Source organism: Lentzea terrae, assembly GCF_003265345.1.
GTDB classification, from domain to species: domain Bacteria; phylum Actinomycetota; class Actinomycetes; order Mycobacteriales; family Pseudonocardiaceae; genus Lentzea; species Lentzea terrae.
This window is the reverse complement of record NZ_QFWW01000031.1, coordinates 1-20046: the sequence shown is the minus strand read 5'-3', so window position 1 is coordinate 20046 and position 20046 is coordinate 1. Positions and strand designations below refer to the sequence as shown.

At 66.0% G+C, this 20046-nt stretch carries 20 protein-coding genes and 1 CRISPR repeat array; of the genes, 10 read left to right on the top strand and 10 right to left on the bottom strand.

What is annotated here, in order from left to right; translation table 11 throughout:
* Positions 1–2: 2 nt before the first annotated feature.
* Positions 3–488, top strand: coding sequence for a hypothetical protein (locus DI276_RS39645; RefSeq protein ID WP_112273561.1), 486 nt, complete (start codon positions 3–5; stop codon positions 486–488).
* A 527-nt stretch (positions 489–1015) separates the two neighbouring features.
* Here DI276_RS39645 and DI276_RS39640 read toward each other — a convergent pair.
* Positions 1016–1393 carry a DUF397 domain-containing protein gene (locus DI276_RS39640; RefSeq protein ID WP_112273559.1) on the bottom strand — a complete coding sequence of 126 codons (378 nt, stop codon included), beginning with the start codon at positions 1391–1393 and terminating at the stop codon, positions 1016–1018.
* A gap of 16 nt (positions 1394–1409) precedes the next feature.
* Positions 1410–2249: a helix-turn-helix domain-containing protein gene (locus DI276_RS39635; RefSeq protein WP_232837242.1), complete on the bottom strand. Its 840-nt coding sequence runs from the start codon at positions 2247–2249 to the stop codon at positions 1410–1412.
* Positions 2250–2584: 335 nt separating this feature from the next.
* Here DI276_RS39635 and DI276_RS39630 point away from each other — a divergent pair, with 335 nt between their 5' ends.
* The 9 genes from DI276_RS39630 (at position 2585) to DI276_RS39590 (ending at position 9422) form a co-directional block, all read left to right on the top strand.
* A complete protein-coding gene (locus DI276_RS39630) occupies positions 2585–3070 on the top strand; it encodes a hypothetical protein (RefSeq protein ID WP_112273555.1) in 486 nt (161 codons plus the stop codon).
* Between the two features lie 181 nt (positions 3071–3251).
* Positions 3252–3575, top strand: coding sequence for a hypothetical protein (locus DI276_RS39625; protein ID WP_112273553.1), 324 nt, complete (start codon positions 3252–3254; stop codon positions 3573–3575).
* Positions 3576–3636: 61 nt separating this feature from the next.
* Complete coding sequence (locus tag DI276_RS39620; protein WP_112273551.1) at positions 3637–3948, top strand: hypothetical protein; 312 nt, start codon at positions 3637–3639, stop codon at positions 3946–3948.
* Positions 3949–4033: 85 nt separating this feature from the next.
* Positions 4034–4291: a helix-turn-helix domain-containing protein gene (locus DI276_RS39615; protein WP_112273549.1), complete on the top strand. Its 258-nt coding sequence runs from the start codon at positions 4034–4036 to the stop codon at positions 4289–4291.
* A 74-nt stretch (positions 4292–4365) separates the two neighbouring features.
* A complete protein-coding gene (locus tag DI276_RS39610; RefSeq protein WP_112273547.1) occupies positions 4366–5589 on the top strand; it encodes a tetratricopeptide repeat protein in 1224 nt (407 codons plus the stop codon).
* 130 nt (positions 5590–5719) lie between these two features.
* On the top strand, positions 5720–6895 hold the full coding sequence (locus DI276_RS50475; RefSeq protein ID WP_157985243.1) for a tetratricopeptide repeat protein: 1176 nt from the start codon (positions 5720–5722) through the stop codon (positions 6893–6895).
* A gap of 84 nt (positions 6896–6979) precedes the next feature.
* A complete protein-coding gene (gene tgmA, locus DI276_RS39600; protein WP_112273543.1) occupies positions 6980–7309 on the top strand; it encodes a putative ATP-grasp-modified RiPP in 330 nt (109 codons plus the stop codon).
* A complete protein-coding gene (gene tgmB / locus DI276_RS39595) occupies positions 7309–8265 on the top strand; it encodes an ATP-grasp ribosomal peptide maturase (RefSeq protein WP_112273541.1) in 957 nt (318 codons plus the stop codon). Before tgmA ends, tgmB begins: the two co-directional genes overlap by 1 nt.
* Positions 8262–9422: a methyltransferase domain-containing protein gene (locus DI276_RS39590; protein WP_112273539.1), complete on the top strand. Its 1161-nt coding sequence runs from the start codon at positions 8262–8264 to the stop codon at positions 9420–9422. The genes tgmB and DI276_RS39590 overlap by 4 nt, the downstream gene beginning before the upstream one ends.
* Before the next feature lie 561 nt (positions 9423–9983).
* On the opposite strand, the gene DI276_RS39585 is transcribed toward DI276_RS39590, so the two are convergent.
* The 8 genes from DI276_RS39585 to DI276_RS39550 all read right to left on the bottom strand — a co-directional run bounded on the left by DI276_RS39585 (position 9984) and on the right by DI276_RS39550 (position 17892).
* A complete protein-coding gene (locus DI276_RS39585; protein ID WP_157985242.1) occupies positions 9984–10868 on the bottom strand; it encodes a S1 family peptidase in 885 nt (294 codons plus the stop codon).
* A gap of 371 nt (positions 10869–11239) precedes the next feature.
* Complete coding sequence (locus tag DI276_RS39580) at positions 11240–11464, bottom strand: hypothetical protein (RefSeq protein WP_157985241.1); 225 nt, start codon at positions 11462–11464, stop codon at positions 11240–11242.
* A gap of 136 nt (positions 11465–11600) precedes the next feature.
* The gene (locus DI276_RS39575; protein ID WP_157985240.1) at positions 11601–12269 is read right to left on the bottom strand and encodes a hypothetical protein; all 669 of its coding nucleotides are present in this window, start codon (positions 12267–12269) and stop codon (positions 11601–11603) included.
* Positions 12270–12274: 5 nt separating this feature from the next.
* Entirely contained in the window at positions 12275–13729 is a 1455-nt protein-coding gene (locus tag DI276_RS39570; protein WP_232837241.1) for an APC family permease, read from the bottom strand.
* Between the two features lie 111 nt (positions 13730–13840).
* Positions 13841–14692 carry a GPP34 family phosphoprotein gene (locus DI276_RS39565; protein WP_157985239.1) on the bottom strand — a complete coding sequence of 284 codons (852 nt, stop codon included), beginning with the start codon at positions 14690–14692 and terminating at the stop codon, positions 13841–13843.
* Between the two features lie 111 nt (positions 14693–14803).
* A complete protein-coding gene (locus DI276_RS39560) occupies positions 14804–15082 on the bottom strand; it encodes a helix-turn-helix domain-containing protein (RefSeq protein ID WP_232837240.1) in 279 nt (92 codons plus the stop codon).
* Positions 15083–15547: 465 nt separating this feature from the next.
* Positions 15548–16498 (bottom strand): phosphotransferase enzyme family protein, encoded by a 951-nt coding sequence (locus DI276_RS39555; RefSeq protein WP_112273527.1) that lies wholly within the window; start codon positions 16496–16498, stop codon positions 15548–15550.
* Positions 16495–17892 carry a hypothetical protein gene (locus DI276_RS39550; protein ID WP_112273524.1) on the bottom strand — a complete coding sequence of 466 codons (1398 nt, stop codon included), beginning with the start codon at positions 17890–17892 and terminating at the stop codon, positions 16495–16497. Before DI276_RS39550 ends, DI276_RS39555 begins: the two co-directional genes overlap by 4 nt.
* A 1061-nt stretch (positions 17893–18953) precedes the next feature.
* Positions 18954–19933: direct repeats of the CRISPR family, unit length 37 nt; unit sequence GTTGCGATCCTCGCTGGGCGCGGACGCCCAGCGCTTC.
* Positions 19934–20046: the final 113 nt, after the last annotated feature.

The following is a 20046-nucleotide window of genomic DNA, read 5'->3' as shown; positions in this document are numbered from 1 at the left end:
ACATGACCAGCGACAACAACACCCGCACCCTCGCCGCCCGCACCGTGCGCGCGTTCCACCCCGGCGACCACGCCCACACCACCCCAGCCGCCATCGAACTACTTCGCCACGGCCCCGGAGTCCGTGCCGGCGACCCCGCCGGCGACACCCGCTGGGAAGTCCGCGTGACCATCAACGATGAACCCACCGTCAGTTGCACCGCAGGAAGCACCTGGGGAGCGCTTCTGCTGGCCCGCATCGAACTCGAACAACGCGGCTGGCACCTCGCCATCGCAGCCGCCCGCCGCGACCACACCGTGCTCGACCCCGACCGCCAGCGCGAGTCCACCACCGTCAGCGAACTCACCGACGCCGGCCGCAGTGCCCAGCCCGGCATCTTCCAAGACGCCGACCCCTCCACCATCGGCACCGTGGACGAACAGGCCCAGCACCGCACCGCCTGGATCGAACGCCGCTACGGCACCACCGCTGCGACTCACACTCGCTGACCAACTCCACAGCTTCGCGTCGACCACGCACGACGGAGTCAGCTACGGCGAACTGGAGGCCCTGCAGTGTCGACGCCCGCGAGGGTGCCGCCTGGGAATCCACGTAACCAGGAGGTACTCATCAGGGCCCCGTGACCAGTCCCAAGGTTGCGGGGCCCTGAACCATGCCTGCTTTGAGGGCGCGTGGCAGGTGGGCACGAAGGTGCTGGGCGTGAACGTGGACACCCCTGCGACGTAGGTTCCGTTCAAGCAGGATCACCAGCGCGCTTGCCCGCCGAAGCTGGTGCGTTCCGCATCCACGGCAAAAGGGGGATGCGGTCCTTGTGCTGGTCGATGGAGACCCTGGCGCCTTCGCTCCTACGGACGTAGCAGCACGCCGCAGAAAGTTCGTTGCCTAGGAACAGGGACGCCACCAGGCCTGAACCGGCGTTGAACGGCAACTGGTCCCGCCTCTCGTGCTCGTCATGCAGCCTGCATGACGAGAGGGACGCCCACAGTAGTGGAGCGTCCCTCTCCTAGTGAACTGGTCAGCTGGCCGCGGCGAGGGCTGCGACGATCGCTGGCTGCGAGGGATCAAACTCACCGCCGGCCGCACCGAGGCGGAACGCCACCCACTCGTCGTCCGTGAACACCAGCGTCTGCCCAGACGCTCGCTCTCGAACCGTCCAGGCATTCGGTTCTGTAGTCACCTCGACGGCGCCGTTCAGGTTGGTCAGTTCGCCGCTCGTTACCTCATCGAGCAACGCGATCCACTGCTCGTTCGTAAACGGGAACACTGGGCTGTCAGCGATCTTGCTGTGTCGCATCTCCACACCATCGGTCGTGAAGTCGACATCAACGCAGCCGTTGCCTTGGTCGCTGAACGTTGACTTGCGCCACCCAGCGCGGCGCTTGGGGGTAAGCATGACTTCCTCCGGGCGATCAGGCCACTGCGTCCAGCCGCATCTTGATCTCCGCGAAACTCTCCTCGCGAGAAAGTGCCTTCTTGCGCAGTTGGGTAATGGAGCGAGTGTACCCGTCGACCTGATCTTGATCCTGAACGTAGATTGCCCCGTTCACGATCTCGATGTAGGCGATGGGTTGGGCCTGTGCGAACTCAAGGACAGTGAACGGCCCCACAAGAGCATCGTGAGGACCCACAGACGTCTTGACCACCCGGATCTCGCGCAGCGGCGCTTCAGGCGAGCCGTCCGGAAGGTCGGGCTCACCCTCGATCATCCGGAGCAGATGTTCGTACTGGGCCTTCATCACCTCAGGGCCGCCGATCGGCCGATCCAAGACCGCTTCCTCGATGAACGAACTCAAGCGCAGCGGGTTCTCTTTGCTGAACAGCCTGCTCTGACGCTCCATGCGCAAGGCGACCAGTCGCTCTGAGTGATCACGACGAACACGGATGTTCTCCTCCGTGGCCGCCAACGAGTAGCCGTCGACCTGCCAGAGCGCTGGAATCACAAGGCAGCTGTACGTCAGTGCGCGTCGGGCCAAGCCCTCCAAGCCGACGAACGTCTTGAGCCAGTCGGGAACGACGTCCGTCCACGGTGCCCACCACGTTTGTTCTCCAGCATTAGCCGCCAGTGACGCGAGCCGGTCAATGTCTGCCTGATCAGCGCCATACGACCTCATCAGGGCCGTGACCTCGGAGGGCTGCTGCTGATTGCGGCCGCTCTCCATGTGGTTGATCTTGCCCGGAGAGCAGTTGATCACCTTGGCGGCTGCGGCGACCGTCTTCTTCACCTTGTTGCGCGCACGATTCAGCTCCATGCCCACCAGCCACCGCACAGCGAGTGGATCATCGCGATCCGTCAACGTTGCCGTCCTCTCGTTGATCGCTCTGGCGTCAAGTCTGCACCCGACTACACCCCGCGCACATCGACCCCACCCGTTCGGTGTATGGACCTACGTAAATATTTACGTAGGATCAAACTGTGCGGCTCCTGAAGCTGGCGCCGTAGCCGACTTGGCGGTTGAAGTGCGTCCTCCCCCGACGTACTGCGTAGTTGTTCCTGATCGCTGAGCTGGCATGCGTGGAGTCCAGGCCCTTCCGATCCCCGAGAGCCCGGGCCTGGACTCCACTTCCAGAAACGTCGGGAGTACGCATGTACCTCTTGGGCAGACGGCAGATCGATCTCCTAATCGGAGCGGTGGCCGTGAGATGCCACGACGTGGCCGGCAGGTCGCGCCACGTCCTCATCTCCAGGATGGCTGATGAGCAGGTAGCACTCACCATTCCCCCAGGTGAAGTAGCCACACTCTCTGGCCTTCAAGTTGATGACCTCCGCGACGAGCTACGTGCGGCGGCGTTCAACGCAGCAGGGGCGCTCGTCGGCGAGCGGGGCGAGTTCCCCCCAGCGCCCAACCTCCGCCGGGTCGAGATTCCATGCACGGACGCGGTCGGACGGCACCGCGACATCGTCGTTCTGTCCGGTGTCGACAACCCGGTGACCCTCATAGCTCCGGCAGGTGGCCTCGCCGTGTTGTGGAGTTACCAGATCGGCAACCTCCGATACCGCCTCAAAAACGCCAAGCTGAACGTGATGCAGGCTGCATCATCGGCGGTTGTGGGTGAGCGGATCTCGACATGAGCCTTGCTATCCAAATTGGACTGATAGCTCTCGCGGGGCTGTTCTTCCTGGTGCGGCTGGGAATCTTTCTTGCACAAGCGCGCGAGCACGAGCAGATCATTCAGTCGCGCGCGAGGCGGGCAGCTCAGTGACCAGCGCGACTCCACAGGATGATCAACCTCTGCCGCCGGACCCGTTCGGTGTGAGCATCCAGCAGGCAAAAGACGAAGGCTGGCGGCACCTCCCGATGATCACCTGCAACGGCGGCGTTGTGGGTGCGCTCATCAAGCCGAGCGGTGAGTACTTCGATCTCGTCACCCTGCCGGAGTCCGGTCTTTCCGAAATACGACGCGTGCGCGGTGGCCCATCAGCACAGCGGCCGCGGTGTCCCGGCGATGTCCTGTTCGACTACCAGGTGCCGGTCCACGTGGCACTCCATTGGGTGCTCGTCGTGCCTTGGAACGACGACTTCCTTCAAGAGTGGACAGCCGAGCACTACAGCCCCCAGGGAAGAAGTCCGCAGTGAGGGCCAAGACCGAACCTGGCGGACCACGCACCAGTTCGACCGATGACGAGGGGATCCCGCTATGGCTGCGGAAATCCTGACCGAGGACCTCCTACGCGTTTCACTGCAGCGACTTACACGTGAAGTCGTCAAGTCGCATCCGCAGTTCGGCGAGATGCTCGCAAGGAACATGATGCAGACGTGCGGCCTGGCTCCCGACCTGGAGCGGTCGGCGCACTATGAGGAACTCGGCACGTTGCTGATCGACCTCGGGCGCCTCTACCTGGCCGAGGCGGACGTGCTCAGGACAGTGCCCGGCGAATCCAGGCCCAGCTGTGGCGACGTCGACACCAACGCACCACAACCATCTCCTGACCTCACCTGCACGCCGTAGTCATCGCGGCTAAACAAGAACGCCGCGCCGTCCCGTTCATCTAGTCCCGCCTTCCGCTCGGTCCGTTCGCCAGGAAGTCCAGCAAATGACTCATATCCCCGCGCTCCGCCGCGGCCTCGCGGTGCTGTCCCTGCTTGCCAAGGACGGTCCGATGGCGGCGGCCACGATTGCTCACGAGCTCAACCTGCCCCGTTCGACGACCTATCACCTGCTTGCTGAGCACTCGGCCGCTGGCTTCGTCGTACACAAGCCGGACGACAAGAAGTACGCGCTGGGCGAGGCTGTCGTGCCGCTAGCCGAAGCTTTCCACCGCCACCATCCACCCGCTGTTCACAGCGGATAACCGGGAGCGGCCGCACCGTCGCGCTCGCCTCGCGCCTCCCCATTTCCTTACCGCACAACGCATCGGAGCGATTTATGGCCGTCGAGTTGCCCAAGCTCGCCGAGGGCACCTTGCGCACGCTCACCGGGATGCCCGGTACCTCCGACGTCGTCTCTCACGACCTCGTCCACCATGTCGTCGGCGATCCCATCCTCGGCGCGGCCATCATCGCCGAATGGACTCAGGCCGGCCAAGCCAGCCAGGTCGACGAGCACCACATCAAGCTCACCACGATCATGCAGCCTGCATCAGAAAGTCTCCCCGCCTACCGCTTGGTCATCGGGTGGTACGCGACCCGCGCCACGATGGCGGACAAAGCCACCCAGCCGCACAGCTTCCGCATCTCCCCCGCCTATGCCAAGCCGGGCCAGCTGTACGAATCCGCCGAGCACGCGAAGACCTGGTTTTACGAACACCTCCGCGGCCTCACCGCCATGCTCAACGCCGCGCACGACCACGGCTGGCATGACCTCGTCCTTCAGCTCGCCGAGCCGCTGTGGTCACTCCACCGGCTCACCGGAGACCACGAGAACGAACTGGCGACCCAGACCCTCGCCCTCGCCGCGGCCGAGCACCTCCCTGAGGATCATCAGGCTCGAACCCTCGCCGTGTGCCACAGCCGTGCGGCCTACGCGCTGTCGAGTCTGCAGCGCCACACCGAAGCCTTCCAGGCAAGCGAACTCGCACTGGAATACGCCTGGGCGGCCGACGAGCCCCGCATCCTCTCGGCCGCCCTGTCCATCTGCGGCCGGGCCCACCAGTTCGCGAAGCAGCCACACGCCGCCATGAAGTACTACCGGCAGGCCCTGGCTCTCGCCGAACAGCTCGAAGACCCACGCAGTCTCGCGTTGCGGCATCGACGCATCGGCGAGGTTCTGGTCGAGCTCGACGATCCGTCTGGAGCCATCAGCCACCACGAAAAGGCCGCCGAACTGATGAAGACCGCAGACGACACGGTCGGTCACGCCCGCGTCATCACGTTCCTCGGGCGCGCGCTCCTCACAGGCGAACAGCCGGCATCCACCTATGCCGCGGTGTACCCCGCCCTGAAGATCCTCGCGACCAGCGGATCCGACTACTGGCAGGCCGACGCCAACGAGGTTCTCGGCCAGGCCTCCGAGCACGCCGACCCGACCGGTAGTGCCGCTTTGCGCTTCTACACCGAAGCCATCGACAAGTTCGAGTCCGGCGGCGAACCCATGCACGCCGACCGCGTACGGGCTCGCGTTGCGGCCCTCACCCCGCAGCTGCCGCAGTAGACGCCCACCGCAAGCGCGATCCGCCGGCACAGCGGCGTTTCAACATCTGCCCCACCACTGCAACGCACCGGAGAAAACGATGGCGGAGCTATCCCTGATCGCTGACTGGGCACTACGCACCCTCACCGGGATGCCCGGCACCTCCGACATCGTCCCCGCCGAGCTCTTCCGCGCCGTCGTCGGCGAACCCCGAGACGGCTATGACGTCCTCGCCGAGCTCGTCGACGCCGGCCGCGCGGTCAACACGGACGGAACCAACTACAAGCTCGACGTCGTCATGCAGCCTGCATCAGACGACCCAACCGGATACAGCACCCTCGTCATGTGGCACGCGAAATACGCCGCCCGCGCTGACATAACCATCCAGCCCAGAGCGTGGCGCCTCAGCACCGTCTACAACCTCGCAACACAGCCTCTCGAATCCCCCACCATCGCGGTGAACTGGTTCCGGGATAACGAAACCCGTCTCTTCCAGATGCTCGACGGTGCCGTCCAATATCGCCTCTACGGGGCCGCATGTGAGCTCGCCGAGCCCATGTGGTCACTCGCCCGCTACTGCGGTAGTAACTTCACCGCGCTGCTCACTCAGTTCGTGACGATCCGCCTCCACCCCGATGTCGAGGATGAAAAGCGAGAGCATCGGCACGCCACCGCGCTTGCCCGAGCCGCCCGCTGCCTGTCGACCAAGGGAATGCACAAGGAAGCCATCGATTACGCCAACATGGCCGTACGCCGCGCCACCTCCCTCGGCGACCTTCAAGTGCTGTCCACCGCGCAGTCGTCACATGGCCGTGCCCACGAGGACGCAGGCAACCTCAAGACCGCGCTTGAGCACTACGAAGCCTCTCTCGCTACCGCAGAGCAAATCGAAGATCCACACGGCATTGCGTTGCGGCATCGCCGCATCGGTGTCCTCCGCGCCAAGCTCGACGACCCCGACTCCGCAATCGCGCACCTGCGCACAGCCGAACGACTGATGAGCGGCATCGGTGACACGGTCGGCCGTGCCCGTGTGCTCACCTACCTCGCCCAGATCCTGCTCGACGATGGCCAGACCACGAAGGCCCACGCGACCATCAAGCCCGTGCTCGAGGTCTTGAAGACGACCGGCAACGACTTCTACATCGCCGAAGCGGCGGCCGTCGCCGCGGCGGCCGCCGAACACACGAACCCGGCAATCGCCCGTGGTCACTACATCCTGGCCCGCGCGAAGTTCGACGCGTATGGCCTGTCCGACCGCGCGGCGGACATGCACCGCCAGCTTGACCGCGACGTTGACGAGTCCGCTCCTCAACCATCCCGATAAGAGGTCCGGCCGGAGCATGTTCCCGGCGCGGATGGGACTGAACTAGTCGGGCACAACCAGCCCGACATGACGGAAGGAATACGCATGACCGCAGCAGTAACCGAGCTACCCGACGCAGATCCGCTCGCGTCGGTCAGCGCACAGTTCGCGCTCAACGGGTCTAGTTTCGAGCAGCGGGCCGGCGACATGCCGTCGCCTGCCGGTGTTCGGCCGTGGGGACTCCGCCGTGCGGTCCCGGCAGGCTCTGGCCGCGTGCTGCCTGAGTGGACGTACGACGCGGAACAGCAGAAAGCAGTCGATCACGCAGGTGTCGCGCTGATCGACAGTCCGCACATGGCCGAGCCGACCGCGATCACCACCGCGAGCACGGATGGTGAGGACCCGCCCAGCTCCGAGGACTGGATCAACGACTGATGACCGTCCTCATCCTCGCGCCCGAACTGGACATCACCGCTGACCGCATGGTGAAGGTGCTGGAAGGTCGAGAAGTGCCTGTCGCCCGAGTGGACACAGCGTGGTTTCCGCAGCGGGCGAGTATCGATGCAGAGTTGCGGAACGGGCAGTGGATGGGGACGTTGTCCGCAGGTGGGCGGGTGATCGCGCTTGAGGAACTGCGGTCGATTTGGTACCGGAGTCCCGGCGCGTTCGCCCTCCCCGCCGAGCTGTCGCCGACTGAACGGCATTGGGCCATGACCGAAACGAAACTCGGCCTTGGCGGCGTACTAACGTCCCTGCCAATCCCCTGGATCAACCACCCCTCGCGGAATGCTGACGCTTCGTACAAGCCGGTTCAACTGGTCACCGCAGCACGGTGCGGGCTCATGGTCGCCGACACGCTGGTAACCAACGAGCCAGCTGCGGTCAAGCGGTTCGCGAAGGGCGGCGAAACGATCACCAAAGCGTTCGGTGCACCCGCGATCAAGGAAGAAGGCCGACGCAAAACCGCCTTCACTCACCGGCTTGACGAGGCCGACCTAGCAGACCTGCGCGGGATCGAGGTCAACGCCCACCAGTTCCAACGCTGGATACCCAAGTCGTACGAGGCTCGGGTGATTGTGGTCGGCAACAGACTCTTCGCGGCAGCAGTCCACGCGCAGTCCGCCGAGACCCACCTCGATTGGCGCAACGACTACGGCGCCTTGCGATACGAACGGATCGACCCGCCCTCCAACGTCGCGACCGGCGTGCGGGAGTACTGCGTCGAAATGGGTCTCACCTACGGAACGTTCGACTTCGTCATCCAACCGGATGACTTGTGGGTGTTTCTCGAATGCAACGCAGGTGGCCAGTATGGATGGATCGAGGACGCGATCGAGGCGCCGATCACGGAAGCGCTCGCCGACCTCCTGGAGAAGGGGAGCACAGCATGACGGCGACTACGATGCCGTGGCAGGAACTGGCGCACCAACTCGCCGACCAGATAGCGGCCGAGGGCGCATTGCGGTCGCCGGCGTGGCGAGACGCCGTCGAGGCGACTCCGCGGCATGTGTTCGTGCCGAGGTTCTACGTCCAGCGCCAGGACGGGCAGTGGACCGAGACGAGCGTGGATGACGACGGGTGGCTCGCCGCTGTCTACAGCAACGAACCCTTGATCACCGACCTTGCCACCACGGCGAACGGCCATCGGGTAACAGTCTCGTCGTCGACCAAGCCGGGCCTCATGGTGCGGATGCTGGAAGCCCTCGATGTCGACGACAAGGACAAGGTGCTCGAAATCGGCACCGGGACTGGCTACAACGTCGCGCTGATGTCACACCGACTCGGTGCCGACCGGGTGTACTCCGTCGACATCAGCAGAGCACTCGTTGACACGGCTCGCAAACGGCTGGCTGAGCTGGGGTTGAGGCCGACTCTGGCAGCCGGGCATGGTGTCGAAGGCTTGCCGGAGCACGGTCCGTACGACCGGATCATTGCGACATGCTCTCTACCTGCCGTGCCCTGGGCATGGGCTGAACAGCTGCGTGAAGGCGGCCTCGTGCTCGTCGACATCAAGCCGAGCACGCACGCGGGAAACCTCGTCTTGCTGACGCGCCACGCCGATCGACTCGAAGGCAGATTCCTGCCACGGTGGGCCGGGTTCATGGCGATGCGCGATGCCGACGACGCTCCCGAGGTCACGAGCATCGCCGTGGATCTGAACGCGGGCAGGCGCTCGGTGACTCACCTTGAACCGACCCCGTGGTCGTCACTCGTACCGTGGTTCCTCGTACAAGCGTTGATGCCTGATGAAGTCGTGTTCGGCTACCACGGCGCCACTGACCAGGGGCCGGAGTGGGCCGTATTCAGCACACCTGACGGCTCCTGGGCGGCAGTCAAGACGCAGCTCGGTGAGAACGGCAAGCGAGAGGTGCGGCAAGGTGGGCCGATTTCACTCTGGGACGAGCTTGAGAGAACTCACCAGACGTGGGACAACCTCGGCCGACCGAACTGGGACCGCCTTGGTCTGACTGTCACGTCCGACGGCCTCCACCGCGTGTGGCTCGACGAGCCCAGCGGAAAGGTCAGCTGGACCTTGCCATCTCGTTAGCTTCCAGCGCACCGATCGTGTTCATGTGTCATGCAGTCTGCATGACACATGAACACGATCCACCCGACCCAACCACCCAGAACTCGTTGGCGTTATTGGGAATCGCTGCTATCGCGTTGATGGCATGCTCGGCGGCCGCCCCAGCAGCGGCTGTCATGACCGGCGCGAGATCCGCGACCGCGCCGTAGGGCTGCGGCCCCCTACCTGACCCGGTGGTGATCAAGCAGGAGCCAGACGAAGACCAATCCGAGTAGCGGCTGCGGCAGCTACAGCTGGTCGGCCCCGTCATCGCCGTTCGGTGGCGCCCCAAAGTGCGCCGCCGAACCGCCGGGACGTGCACCAGGGCAGTGGCACACCTGGTCCCGTATCTGGACGCTGCTGTGGCGCAACAGGCGAAAGATGGGTCTCGAACGGCCATGCCTTCATCAGTGATCGGAACGAGGCCGTTCACGGCCGGGTCTCGGGGAAACCCGGCCGTGGACGGCCTTCGCAGCGCGATGGCGCAGCACCATCTAGGCGGCTGGTTGCCCACCAGAGAGCCGCTGCGCCGCCGTCGCAGCGTTACGCTGCCGCCATCAGGGCATCTGCCTCACGCATCTGCGCCTGGACATTCTCGCCCTCCTGACGGTCACACTCCCAGATCGTCTGAGCGATCCACGACCGGTAGGTCGGCAGGTCCTGCCAGATCCCCACACCGTTCGCGCCGTCCGGGGCGGTCGTGCACACGCGCGGACGCATCACCGTGTCGTCGCCGTCACCGGTGGTTGCACCGATGAGCATCCACCGACCCCGGACCCGCTGGACCAGCGGGCCACCCGAGTCGCCGAAGCACGCCTGCCGCGCCTCGTCGTTGCGGTCGCCGATGCACAGCTCCCGCGCCCGGTCGAAGAAGTCGATGCCCATGCACCGCTGATCGGGCAGCCGCTTGGTGTCGAGCTCCTGAAGCACCTTGGGCGCCTGGCGACACACCGGGTCGTTGAGGTCCGCGTCGCAGACGACACCCCAGCCCATGATGCGGGACAGCGAGCCGACCTTGCCCGCGCGCGACGCGAGCAGCACCGGCCGATACGGCACCGGCTGGTCCAGCTCCACCATCGCCACGTCGTAGCCCGGCTTGTTCATGTCGAACTTCTGGTGCACCACCACGCGGCTCACACCCGCGAGCGTGCCGCCCGCCGTGCGGTCGTTCGAGCCAAGGAGGACCTTCGTGGTGCCAGGCAGGATCCGATCCTTAACGCAGTGCGCCGCCGTGACCACCCATCGCCGGGTGATCAGCGAGCCGGTGCAGAAGTGCCGCAGCTCTCCGGAGACCGGCAGTTGGAGGCTGGCCACGAACCCGTAGGCCTCGGTGGCGTCACGGCCACCGACCACGTAGGGCTGCACCGGCCCGGTCTCGTCGACGGGCGGCGGCGGTGCCGCAGCAGCCGCACCCGCGAAGCCCGCCACAAGAGCAAGCGTGGCGCAGACCCCGATGGCTGTCCGCCGAAAATAGCTTCTCAAAGTGGAACTTCCTCCTTACTTGATGGGACAACACAGATCCGGACTTCTCTGTACGAGTCCGGAAGATCACGAAGGCCCCTGCGGTAGACCGTTGGGACGAGCAAAGACGTCGTCTTGCAACGATTTCGCCGTGCCCACGGGTTGTGGTGGGTGGTGGTGCAGCGAGAGGAGGTTCTGCACCACCACCCGGCACGACCGCGGGCATCGCGGTCAATGACCGGATGCATCGTCGCGGCGGTGCGTAGGCCCGGCTCCAGTCCGACACCGAAAGCCGCCGGAGCCGAGTTCATGGAGGGCCACGACAGGCCCGTGCCGACTCAGTGAGGAGCCGGCGCTGCCGTCGAGTCTGGCGGCACGGCCTGAGTGTTCAGCTGCCTGTACTGCACCAGCGGCGTCACCGTGGGGCGTGCGTGCGGGGGCGAGAACACCGGCGGAGCGACCGCCCCCGGATCGGATGCGCCCAGCGCGGCAACGGTCATGGCGGTCAGCGCCGCGGCGGCCGCGGCCGCTACAGACGCGGCACCGGTGCTGAGCTTCATCACGCGTGTTCCTGCTCTAGTCGGTATTCGAATGGGAATGTCGGGCAGCACGATCGGCGGTGCCCGTGAGCCCGTGCACCGGTGCCAGGACGCGGGCTGGTGATGCAGCCTGCATCAGCTCATGCCGTGCCGGGGTTGGTCAGGATGTTGGTTGTCGTGGCTGCGGGTCGCGCCACATCGGGTACATGACGTGCTCGACGGCGCCATCGCTGCCAGGCAGCTCCAGCGCTTGGTCGAGCTGTTCGAAGCCGTGTCTCGCGTACAGGTCGCGGGAGCGTTCGTCGGCGGCAACGAGGTAGGCGCCGAGCTTGCGGTTGTCGAGCAGCATGAGGTGGTTCCGCAACAGGGCGGTGCCCTGCCCGTGTCCCTCCTGCATCGCGGCCAGGAACGCGAGGTAGTGATGGGAACCGCGATCGCGCGGGTGGTGCTTCTCGAACAGCTTGTCCAGTGCGGCGAATTTGTCGGCGTACTCGCCGCAGTCCTCGGCGAGCCGGGCCTCATACCCTGCGGGGACCGGCGGTGGGCTGTCCAGATCCTTGTAGTGCAGCCAGATCGCCGCTGCCTGCGGCACGTTTGCCCACCGAGTGCGGCCGCCGGGCAGCACGATGTTGGTGACGATGTGGATTTCGCCGTGAACCAGCGCATGCTCAGCCCACATCGTGTTGTTCTTCAGCATGATCCCGCCGCGCCGGTTCGGGTCGCCGATGAGCCAGCCAGTGGTATCCAGGTACTGGAACCTGGCCGCGACGACGGCGGCAGCCAACATCACCTGGTGTGCGGTGCTGGCGCGTTCGATGGTGTGCTCCACGGCTGTCACCGCCCGGTGGAGCTGGTCGGAGCGGCTTCACCCTGCTGGTGATCGCCATCTTCGCCCTGATCAACATCGATCTCGCGCGTGCCGCCGAGGCCGATGGCCAGATAGTCCTGGTGACGGGTGAGCCGCAGCCACACCGCCCAGGTCACGCCGATCGCTGCGACACCGCCGAACACGGCCAGGATGATTCGTGTGGGCTGTGGGCCGGGTGCTTCTCCGAGCAGCAACGCGAAATGGGTCAGTGCTTCGACCAGCACCCAGCTGACACCGATCGCGGCCAGGATCGCGATGGCCCACCACCGGATCGCCGTCCGGTCTGCGGCACGAACGAAGTAGAGCACGATCGACCAGGCGGTCGCGGTCATCAGCAGCAGCACACCCACTGCACCAGAAGCCCCAGCCCAATAGAACAAGAACCGCACGGGATCGAGGCCGAGCACCGCGTAGACGGCGATCACCAGCAGCGTGGCGGCGCTCTGCACCCACGAGCCGGCCACCGGTGCACCGGTCTTCGGTGAGGTACGTCCCAATACACGCGGCAGCACGTGCTCTTTGCCCAGGGAAAGCAGGTAACGCGCACCGCAGTTGTGGAAGCTGACCATCGCGGCCAAGACGCTGGTGAGCAGCAAGAGATGTAGGACGTCAATGGCGGCATCACCCAGATACGGGCGGGCGAGATGGAACACGAGTTCCGGGCCGTGCGCCTGGGCGGCGCCCACGATTCCATCAGGTCCGGCCGCGACGCTGAGCGCCCACGAGCAGCCCGCGTAAAGCACGGTGGTGATACCGATCGTCACATAGGCCGCCAACGGCACCGTCCGCTGTGGACGGTCGCATTCCTTGGCGAACACCACGACGGACTCGATGCCGATGAAACCGATCACCGCGAGCGCCAGCACCGCGCCGTATCCCGGCGTGAACAGGTTCGTGGGTGAAAGCGTGGCGGTGGTGACAGTCCCGCCCGCCGGGTTCAGCAGGTTCGTCACGCTGCAGACGGCGATCGCCGCGACTTCCAGACCGAGCAGGACACCGACGACGCGGCCCGCGTCGCGCACGCGCCGGTGGCCGAGCCAGCCCACGAGCGCCCACGCACCCAGCGCGTAGGCCCACCAAGGCAGATCCCAGCCGAACCACTTCTGTCCGAGCGGCGCGGCGGCCGTGCCGACAAACCCGAACAACCCCCACAACAGGATGCTGTAAGCGGTCAGCGCCACGGCTGCCCCGCCCACGCCGGCGATTCGGCCCAGACCATGAGCGATGTAGCCAACGAACGAGCCTGGGTTGCCGATTTGCGGCGCCATCCGCGTGAACCCGGCGAAGAACAGGCTCACGACGACACCGACCACGACGAACGCCGCGGGGATCCCGATCAGGCCGGTCTGGGCGAAACCGGTCGGGATGATGCCCGTGAACACGGTCAACGGTGTGGCCGCAGACAGCACGAACAGCGCCATGTACGGCACGCCGACCGTCCGACCGGCGGCGCCGGTTCTCGGCGGTGTGGTGGAACCAGGGGAAGACATGACGTACGAACTCCTCCGAAAAGGTAGGTGTGGCAGGGAAGATCAGAGGGTGTGGGCGAGCACAGCGGTGTTGATGAGTTGCCGTGTGTGGGTGAGCAGCGTGCTCAATGACCTCTCGCACACAGCGGACTCGGTGTCCGTGGACTGGGTCAGCGTGTGGAGCTCGGCGGTGATGAGGTCGTCGAGGTGAGGCAGCCCGGCGATCGCTTTGTGGTGCAGTTGGGTGGCTTGGAGGAGTCCGGCCAGGAACACGTCCACCACCGTCAAGGAACTGCGCCTCTGCAACGCCATCGCGAGGTGATCACCTAGGTGGTGCGGCGCGTTCAGGTCCACCGGCGCATACCGGGGCGTCGTCCGCCAGAACACGAACCGACCGGGTTGCACCGGGCGGACCATGCCCTGCTTCTCAAGACGGCGCACGATCCACAGTGGAGCGTCTGGTGCGATGTCGGTGATCCAGTCATCCAGGACAGTCCTGGGAGAGCCCGATATTCGCTCCAGCAGCCACCGGACAACCGCGGGCCGCCGAAATACGCAGGGGGCCTTCAAATGCTCCCAGCCCTGTTCAAGCAATCGCGCCCGTCCATCGACGACTTCCAGATAGCCGTCGATGACGAGCTCACCGAACACCGCGCTCCCGCAGGCGAGCTCTACAGCTCGCGGGGTCAGCCGTGCCCGACCCTTGAGGTCATGTGCACACAACCACAACTGATCGCCCGCCTTCTGCGGCGGCGGCGCGGAGATCCAGTTACCCATCACGAGCCCCCAGGAAGGCACGGATGACGGCTGCGGAGCACGGGATCGAACGACGTATGCGATCGCGGAGCCGCGCCGCCCGGCATCGTGTGATGCAGCCTGCATGACGCTCTGCGCCGTCGGGTACGCGATCGCCACGCGCTGGCACGGGCCGGCTGGGTTGAGCGCGGTCACCACCGGCCGCAACCAGGCCGCTCGCGGCTGCACTACCACCGCGACGCTCGTTCTGGCCCCGACTGGAATTCCGCATCAGGACCTCGTGCGCGCGTTTCGAGACGGGCGGTTCGCCGTGCGCGCGATCGACGCGTTGGGGCGCGCCGAGCTTGGAACGGCGTGTCCGCTACGCGAGCGCATCACCACACCGGACTCGCCCAGAATTCCGTGCACGAAGCCGTACGAGCGGCCGGTGTCCTCGGCCAGGGCGCGGATGCTGGCCCCCTTCTCGTACTTCGCCTTCAGGTCCTCACCCATCGAGATGCGGTCAGAACCGGTGATCCGTTTTCCTTTGATTGCGGTCTTGTCCGCCATCTCGGTCAGTGCTCCTCACGTGCTTCAGCTGATCAGCGGGGATGTGTGCGTGCCGGTCTCAAGCTGGACAGGGGTACGCCGCTACTGAGGCACTGGCCACCACGACCGACGGAATCGGCGATCCAACCGGGTCGCGGGCGGGACGGGCCGGCATTACGGGCCGGGGCGACGAATGATTTCATGCCACTCAGTGATCCCCACTCACTTCACCTCTGAAGAAGTCCTATTGCGACCCTCGGGACGCTGGCGCCGAATGCGTCGACTCGACGTGACGTGGAAGATCATGGCGGCAAATAGGCACCGTGGGAATACCTAATACGTGTGCGTTTTTTAGTGCGAAAGTCCGCGCGGATTTTTCGGACGCACTTTCGGACGGTGTCCGGACGAGACGTCGCCGCGCGGTACCTCGCACCACGTGGATGCCGGGGCGGGAATAGTCCGGCCAGGATCAGCCGGCGTATGGCTTCAGAACTCGCGCCACCGGCTGTGGTCACCCGCCTTGATGCCGTCGAGGCGCTGCTGTACCGCGGCCGCGAACGTGCTCTCGTCCGCGGCGCGGCGCAGCGGCCCCGCCAGCTGCACGAGGTCACGCATGGCGAACAGAATCGGGAACCCGTCATCCCACGCGCTCAGGTCGTAGCCGTAGGCCAACGCGAACGCCTCTGCCCACTGCGGACCTCGGCCATAACGGACTGCGGCGTGCCAGGACGGGATGAGATCCACCTCGCGCGGGCCGTGGCACGCCGTATCCCAGTCGCCCAGTCGCACGGGGACGTCCGTCGCTGCCGTGTCCCATAGCAAGTTGCCCGCCCACGCGTCGCCGTGAATGGTCGTGAACCCCAACGGCCAGTCCAGCGCGGCAAGATCGCGCCGGACCTCGTCGATGCGGTTCAGCAGCCACCGCTGATCGCCACGCGACAGCGCCGCCGAGCCGTTCGGCCCCGTAACCAGCGCCTCCAGCGATCGCAGCGGCTGCCACACGGGCAGGGGCAGATTGACCGGCGGGGTCGGCAGCTGATGCAGCCTGCGGACCAGGCGCCCTAGGTGCGCGGAGTCCGGCGAGACGACACCGGGCGGCTGCGGGTAGTACGCCCAGAACGTCACGACCGTGCTGTCGTCCACGACCACCGGCTCCAGCGAGGGCAACGGCGCGGTCGCGGGATACCCGTGGACATCGGTAAGCCACCGCGCGAGGTGCAACGCCGTCTGCACTCGACCCACCTGGCCGTCCCGAGCGATGCGTGCCACCACCCGCTCTGCGGGCAGCAGGCACACCACGTTGGCGTAGTGGTGGATCAGACGTGCGTCGGCGTCATCGAGACCTGCGCGCGAGCACGCGGCGCGCAGCACGGCGGCCAGGTCCTGGCCGAGGTGCAGGAGGTCCTTGGTCGGGTTGTCAGGCTCGGAGCGCGTCACATAGGCAAGGTTGCCGCAGGCGGGTTCTGAAACTCTGTGATCTCCTGCCGGATTTCGTTGGCCTCGGCCGTGCCGAGGAAGCGCGGTGCGCTCAACGCGGACGCCAGGCGCCCCAGTTGCTCGCGCACGGGTGCGATGCGCTGGGGCGGCGGCAGTGCCAGGACCGGCTGGACCGCGTTAAGCACCCCATCGAGGTTGCCGGCCGACAACCGGGCCTGCGCGACCGTCAGCTGCGACAGCGCCACATCACCGTAGGAACGCTGCTCGGCCGGACCTGTGAGGAATCCGGTGATCGCTGCGCAGGCGATTTGCTCGGCCCGCTCGGCCAAGTCGAACCTGAGGTAGGGATTCGCGCACAGCGAGGCCCGTTTCGGCTCGCCCAGGCTCAGGATGCCGCCGATGACGTCCAGATCGGCCGCCCCGCTCCTGCCCAGCGCTTCCGTGGCATCTTCGCTGGCCCGGATCGCCGCCAGCCCCCGGTCACGTTGCCCCGCCTCGGCGCTAAACCGCGCTTCGTAGCAGGCAAGGCGGACCGCGCCACTGCCAGGCCGCGGTGATCTACGCAGGATGTCCTTGGCTTGCTCGATGAGCTGCAAGGCTGCCACCGGTCCCTCGGTGGACCCGGTCAACAGCGCTTTGGTCCCCAGCGTCCACCCCAGCAGCTCCGGATGGCCGGCGTCCCGCGCCCAGAGCAGGGCGGCCTCCGCGTGCACCAGTCCTTGATGTGGTCGGCCGCGCACATGACACAGGTGGGCCAGCACGACGCAGATCATCCCCGCGACCAGGTATACCTCCCGGCCCTGGTGCTGCCGCAGACCGTGCTCAAGGTGCACCGACAGGTCCTTCCACAAGCGATACAGCTTCGGACCCACTTCCTCGGCCGGACGGTGCACGAAGTCGGTGGACAAGCTCGCCAGCCGGGACCGATAGGTCCGCAAGGCGGTCGACGACACCGTCCGGGCCTCGGTGATCGATGCGGCTCGTGCCACCCCACTGGTCGCCTCGTCCAGAATCGAGTCGAGGTCCAAGCTGTCGCCTGCGGTCCCAGCACGTTCTCTGGCCCCGGCAGCAACGCGGACGGCCGCTGGGGTCTTGACCACGGAGCGCAACGCGGGCCATCCCAGCTCGGCGTCGGTGTCCACCCCGAGCGCATGCCGCAAGGCTTCCCGACGCAGTGCTCCACGAGGTGCCTTGTGTTCGCCCCGTTCCAACTTGCCGAGCACACCCTCGCTCAGCACCTCGGCCGAGTTGAGCCCTTCGCGGGCTCGGATGTAGGCATTGGCCGCATCGGTAACCTGGCCGCGAGACATGCCCCGTGCCTTGCGCATCGCTGTGAGCATGTTGTCTTCCGAGGCGTGATCCTCGCTGTCCGAGATCGCGGCATCATCGCTCATGTCGCCTCTTTCGATTCGCCCCAGAACCGCACGGAAAGACACCGTACTGCCCATCACAAGAGGCAGGGAATGGCATGCGGCAGCCGCCGCTGGTCCGCGATCTCATAGCCTTCATCAAGTGTTCGGATAGACCGGCCCGGAGCAATACGTCGAGCACCTGGCAGTCATGCAGCCTGCATGATGCGAACACGATCGCGGCATCAGCCGAATGTGCCACATCGAGTGCCAGCCTGCACCCGACATCCAGTACTCGTTGGCAGCGTTAGAAATCGCTGCCACAGCGTTGATCGCCTGGCGACCTGGTAAGTCGTGCAGTGGTGGCGATCATGACCGTGGTGGTGGGGCCCGGTTGGGACCGTGCAGGCTCATTCCGCCGCTGGCGAATCGTCGGCCTCTCATCGGAACCTAATGCGTCGTACGACACGCCGGAATGTTCCGAGCTGATGCGCTGGCGTGTCGCTGGGTTGGCCATGGCATCGTAATTTGGATGAGCACGTTGTGTAATTGGCCCCGTTCGTCCAGTGCAGCGCCAGGCATCCGCGCTCGGTGAGGATCGCAACACCCCGGTTGAGCCGGTAGGTCTCGACCGCCTGTGCAGCGCCGTGCGTCCGCGCTCGGCGAGGATCGCAACCAGATCTGCTCAGGCGTGACGTTCTGCTCACGGGTGAAGCGCTGGGCGTTGATCGGCAACCGTTTGAGGCCGGAGTTGCGATCCTCGCCGGGCGCGGACGCCCAGCGCTTCTGCTCGATGTCGGCGGTCTCGTGTTCGGTGGCGGGGTTGCGATCCTCGGTGGGCGCGGACGCCCGACGCTTTTCCCCCGATCCGGACCCGTAGACGTTCCTGCTGGGCTGGTTGCGATCCTCGTCGAACGCGAACAATCGACGCTGCTGTACGCCGTCGACGTAGTGTCCGCGCTATTGCGATCCTCGCCGAATACACACACCGAGCGCTGCTTGGCATCCTTCGTCAGCTCCGTCGTCTCCCAGTCGTTGCGATCCTGGCTGGGGCGCGGACGCCCAGCGCTCACGTTCCACGCTTCGCCAAGTCCCGGCATGATCCAGTTGCGATCCTCGCTGAGCGAGGACGCCCAACGCTTCCGCCCACCAGGCGCCTTCCTCCCACGTGTACTCGTCGTTGCGATCCCCGTGGGGCGCGGACGCCCAGCGCTTCACCGTCGCGTTCGCGGAAAGACGAATGGTGACGTCGTTGCGATCCTCGCTGGGCGCGGACGCCCAGCGCTTCGGGCTCCTCGGTGCGCTCGCCGGTCTCCCAGTCCTCGTTGCGATCCTCGCTGAGCGCGGACGCCCAGCGCTTCCTGCCGTACGACGCGGGCCCGTGGCCCATGTTGTCGTTGCGATCCTCGCTGGGCGCGGACGCCCAGCGCTTCCTGCGTGTGGTCACCGTGACCACCGGCGGGTTCTCGTTGCGATCCTCGCTGGGCGCGGACGCCCAGCGCTTCGGCCACGTGTATTCGACAAGGTTCGCCCCGTACTCGTTGCGATCCTCGCTGGGCGCGGACGCCCAGCGCTTCTCGGTGAGCCTCCAGAACTGGTTGCCGGCACCGGTGTTGCGATCCTCGCTGGGCGCGGACGCCCAGCGCTTCGCAGATCGTCGCCCACGTAGTGCCAGGCGTTCACGTTGCGATCCTCGCTGGGCGCGGACGCCCAGCGCTTCGCTGGTAGCGGATAACCCCACTGCCCTGCGGGTCGAAGTTGCGATCCTCGCTGGGCGCGGACGCCCAGCGCTTCGCTGGTAGCGGATAACCCCACTGCCCTGCGGGTCGAAGTTGCGATCCTCGCTGGGCGCGGACGCCCAGCGCTTCCTTCGCAGGGACTTGGGCCGCGCGACGCGAGGTACAGGTTGCGATCCTCGCTGGGCGCGGACGCCCAGCGCTTCGTGTGCGGGTCGGTCGGCAGCGCAGCCGAGTTCGCGTTGCGATCCTCGCTGGGCGCGGACGCCCAGCGCTTCGTTACCGGCACCGGCGATGCGCAGCGCCATGGCCAGTTGCGATCCTCGCTGGGCGCGGACGCCCAGCGCTTCGGTGAGGGTCGCGCCGCCGCTGGTGCCTGAGGTTCACCCCGAACGGTGGACAGGGGCTTAAGAAGTTCAGGCAGCCGCTCGGAGTGACTTCTCATAGTCGTCGGGACTGAGCA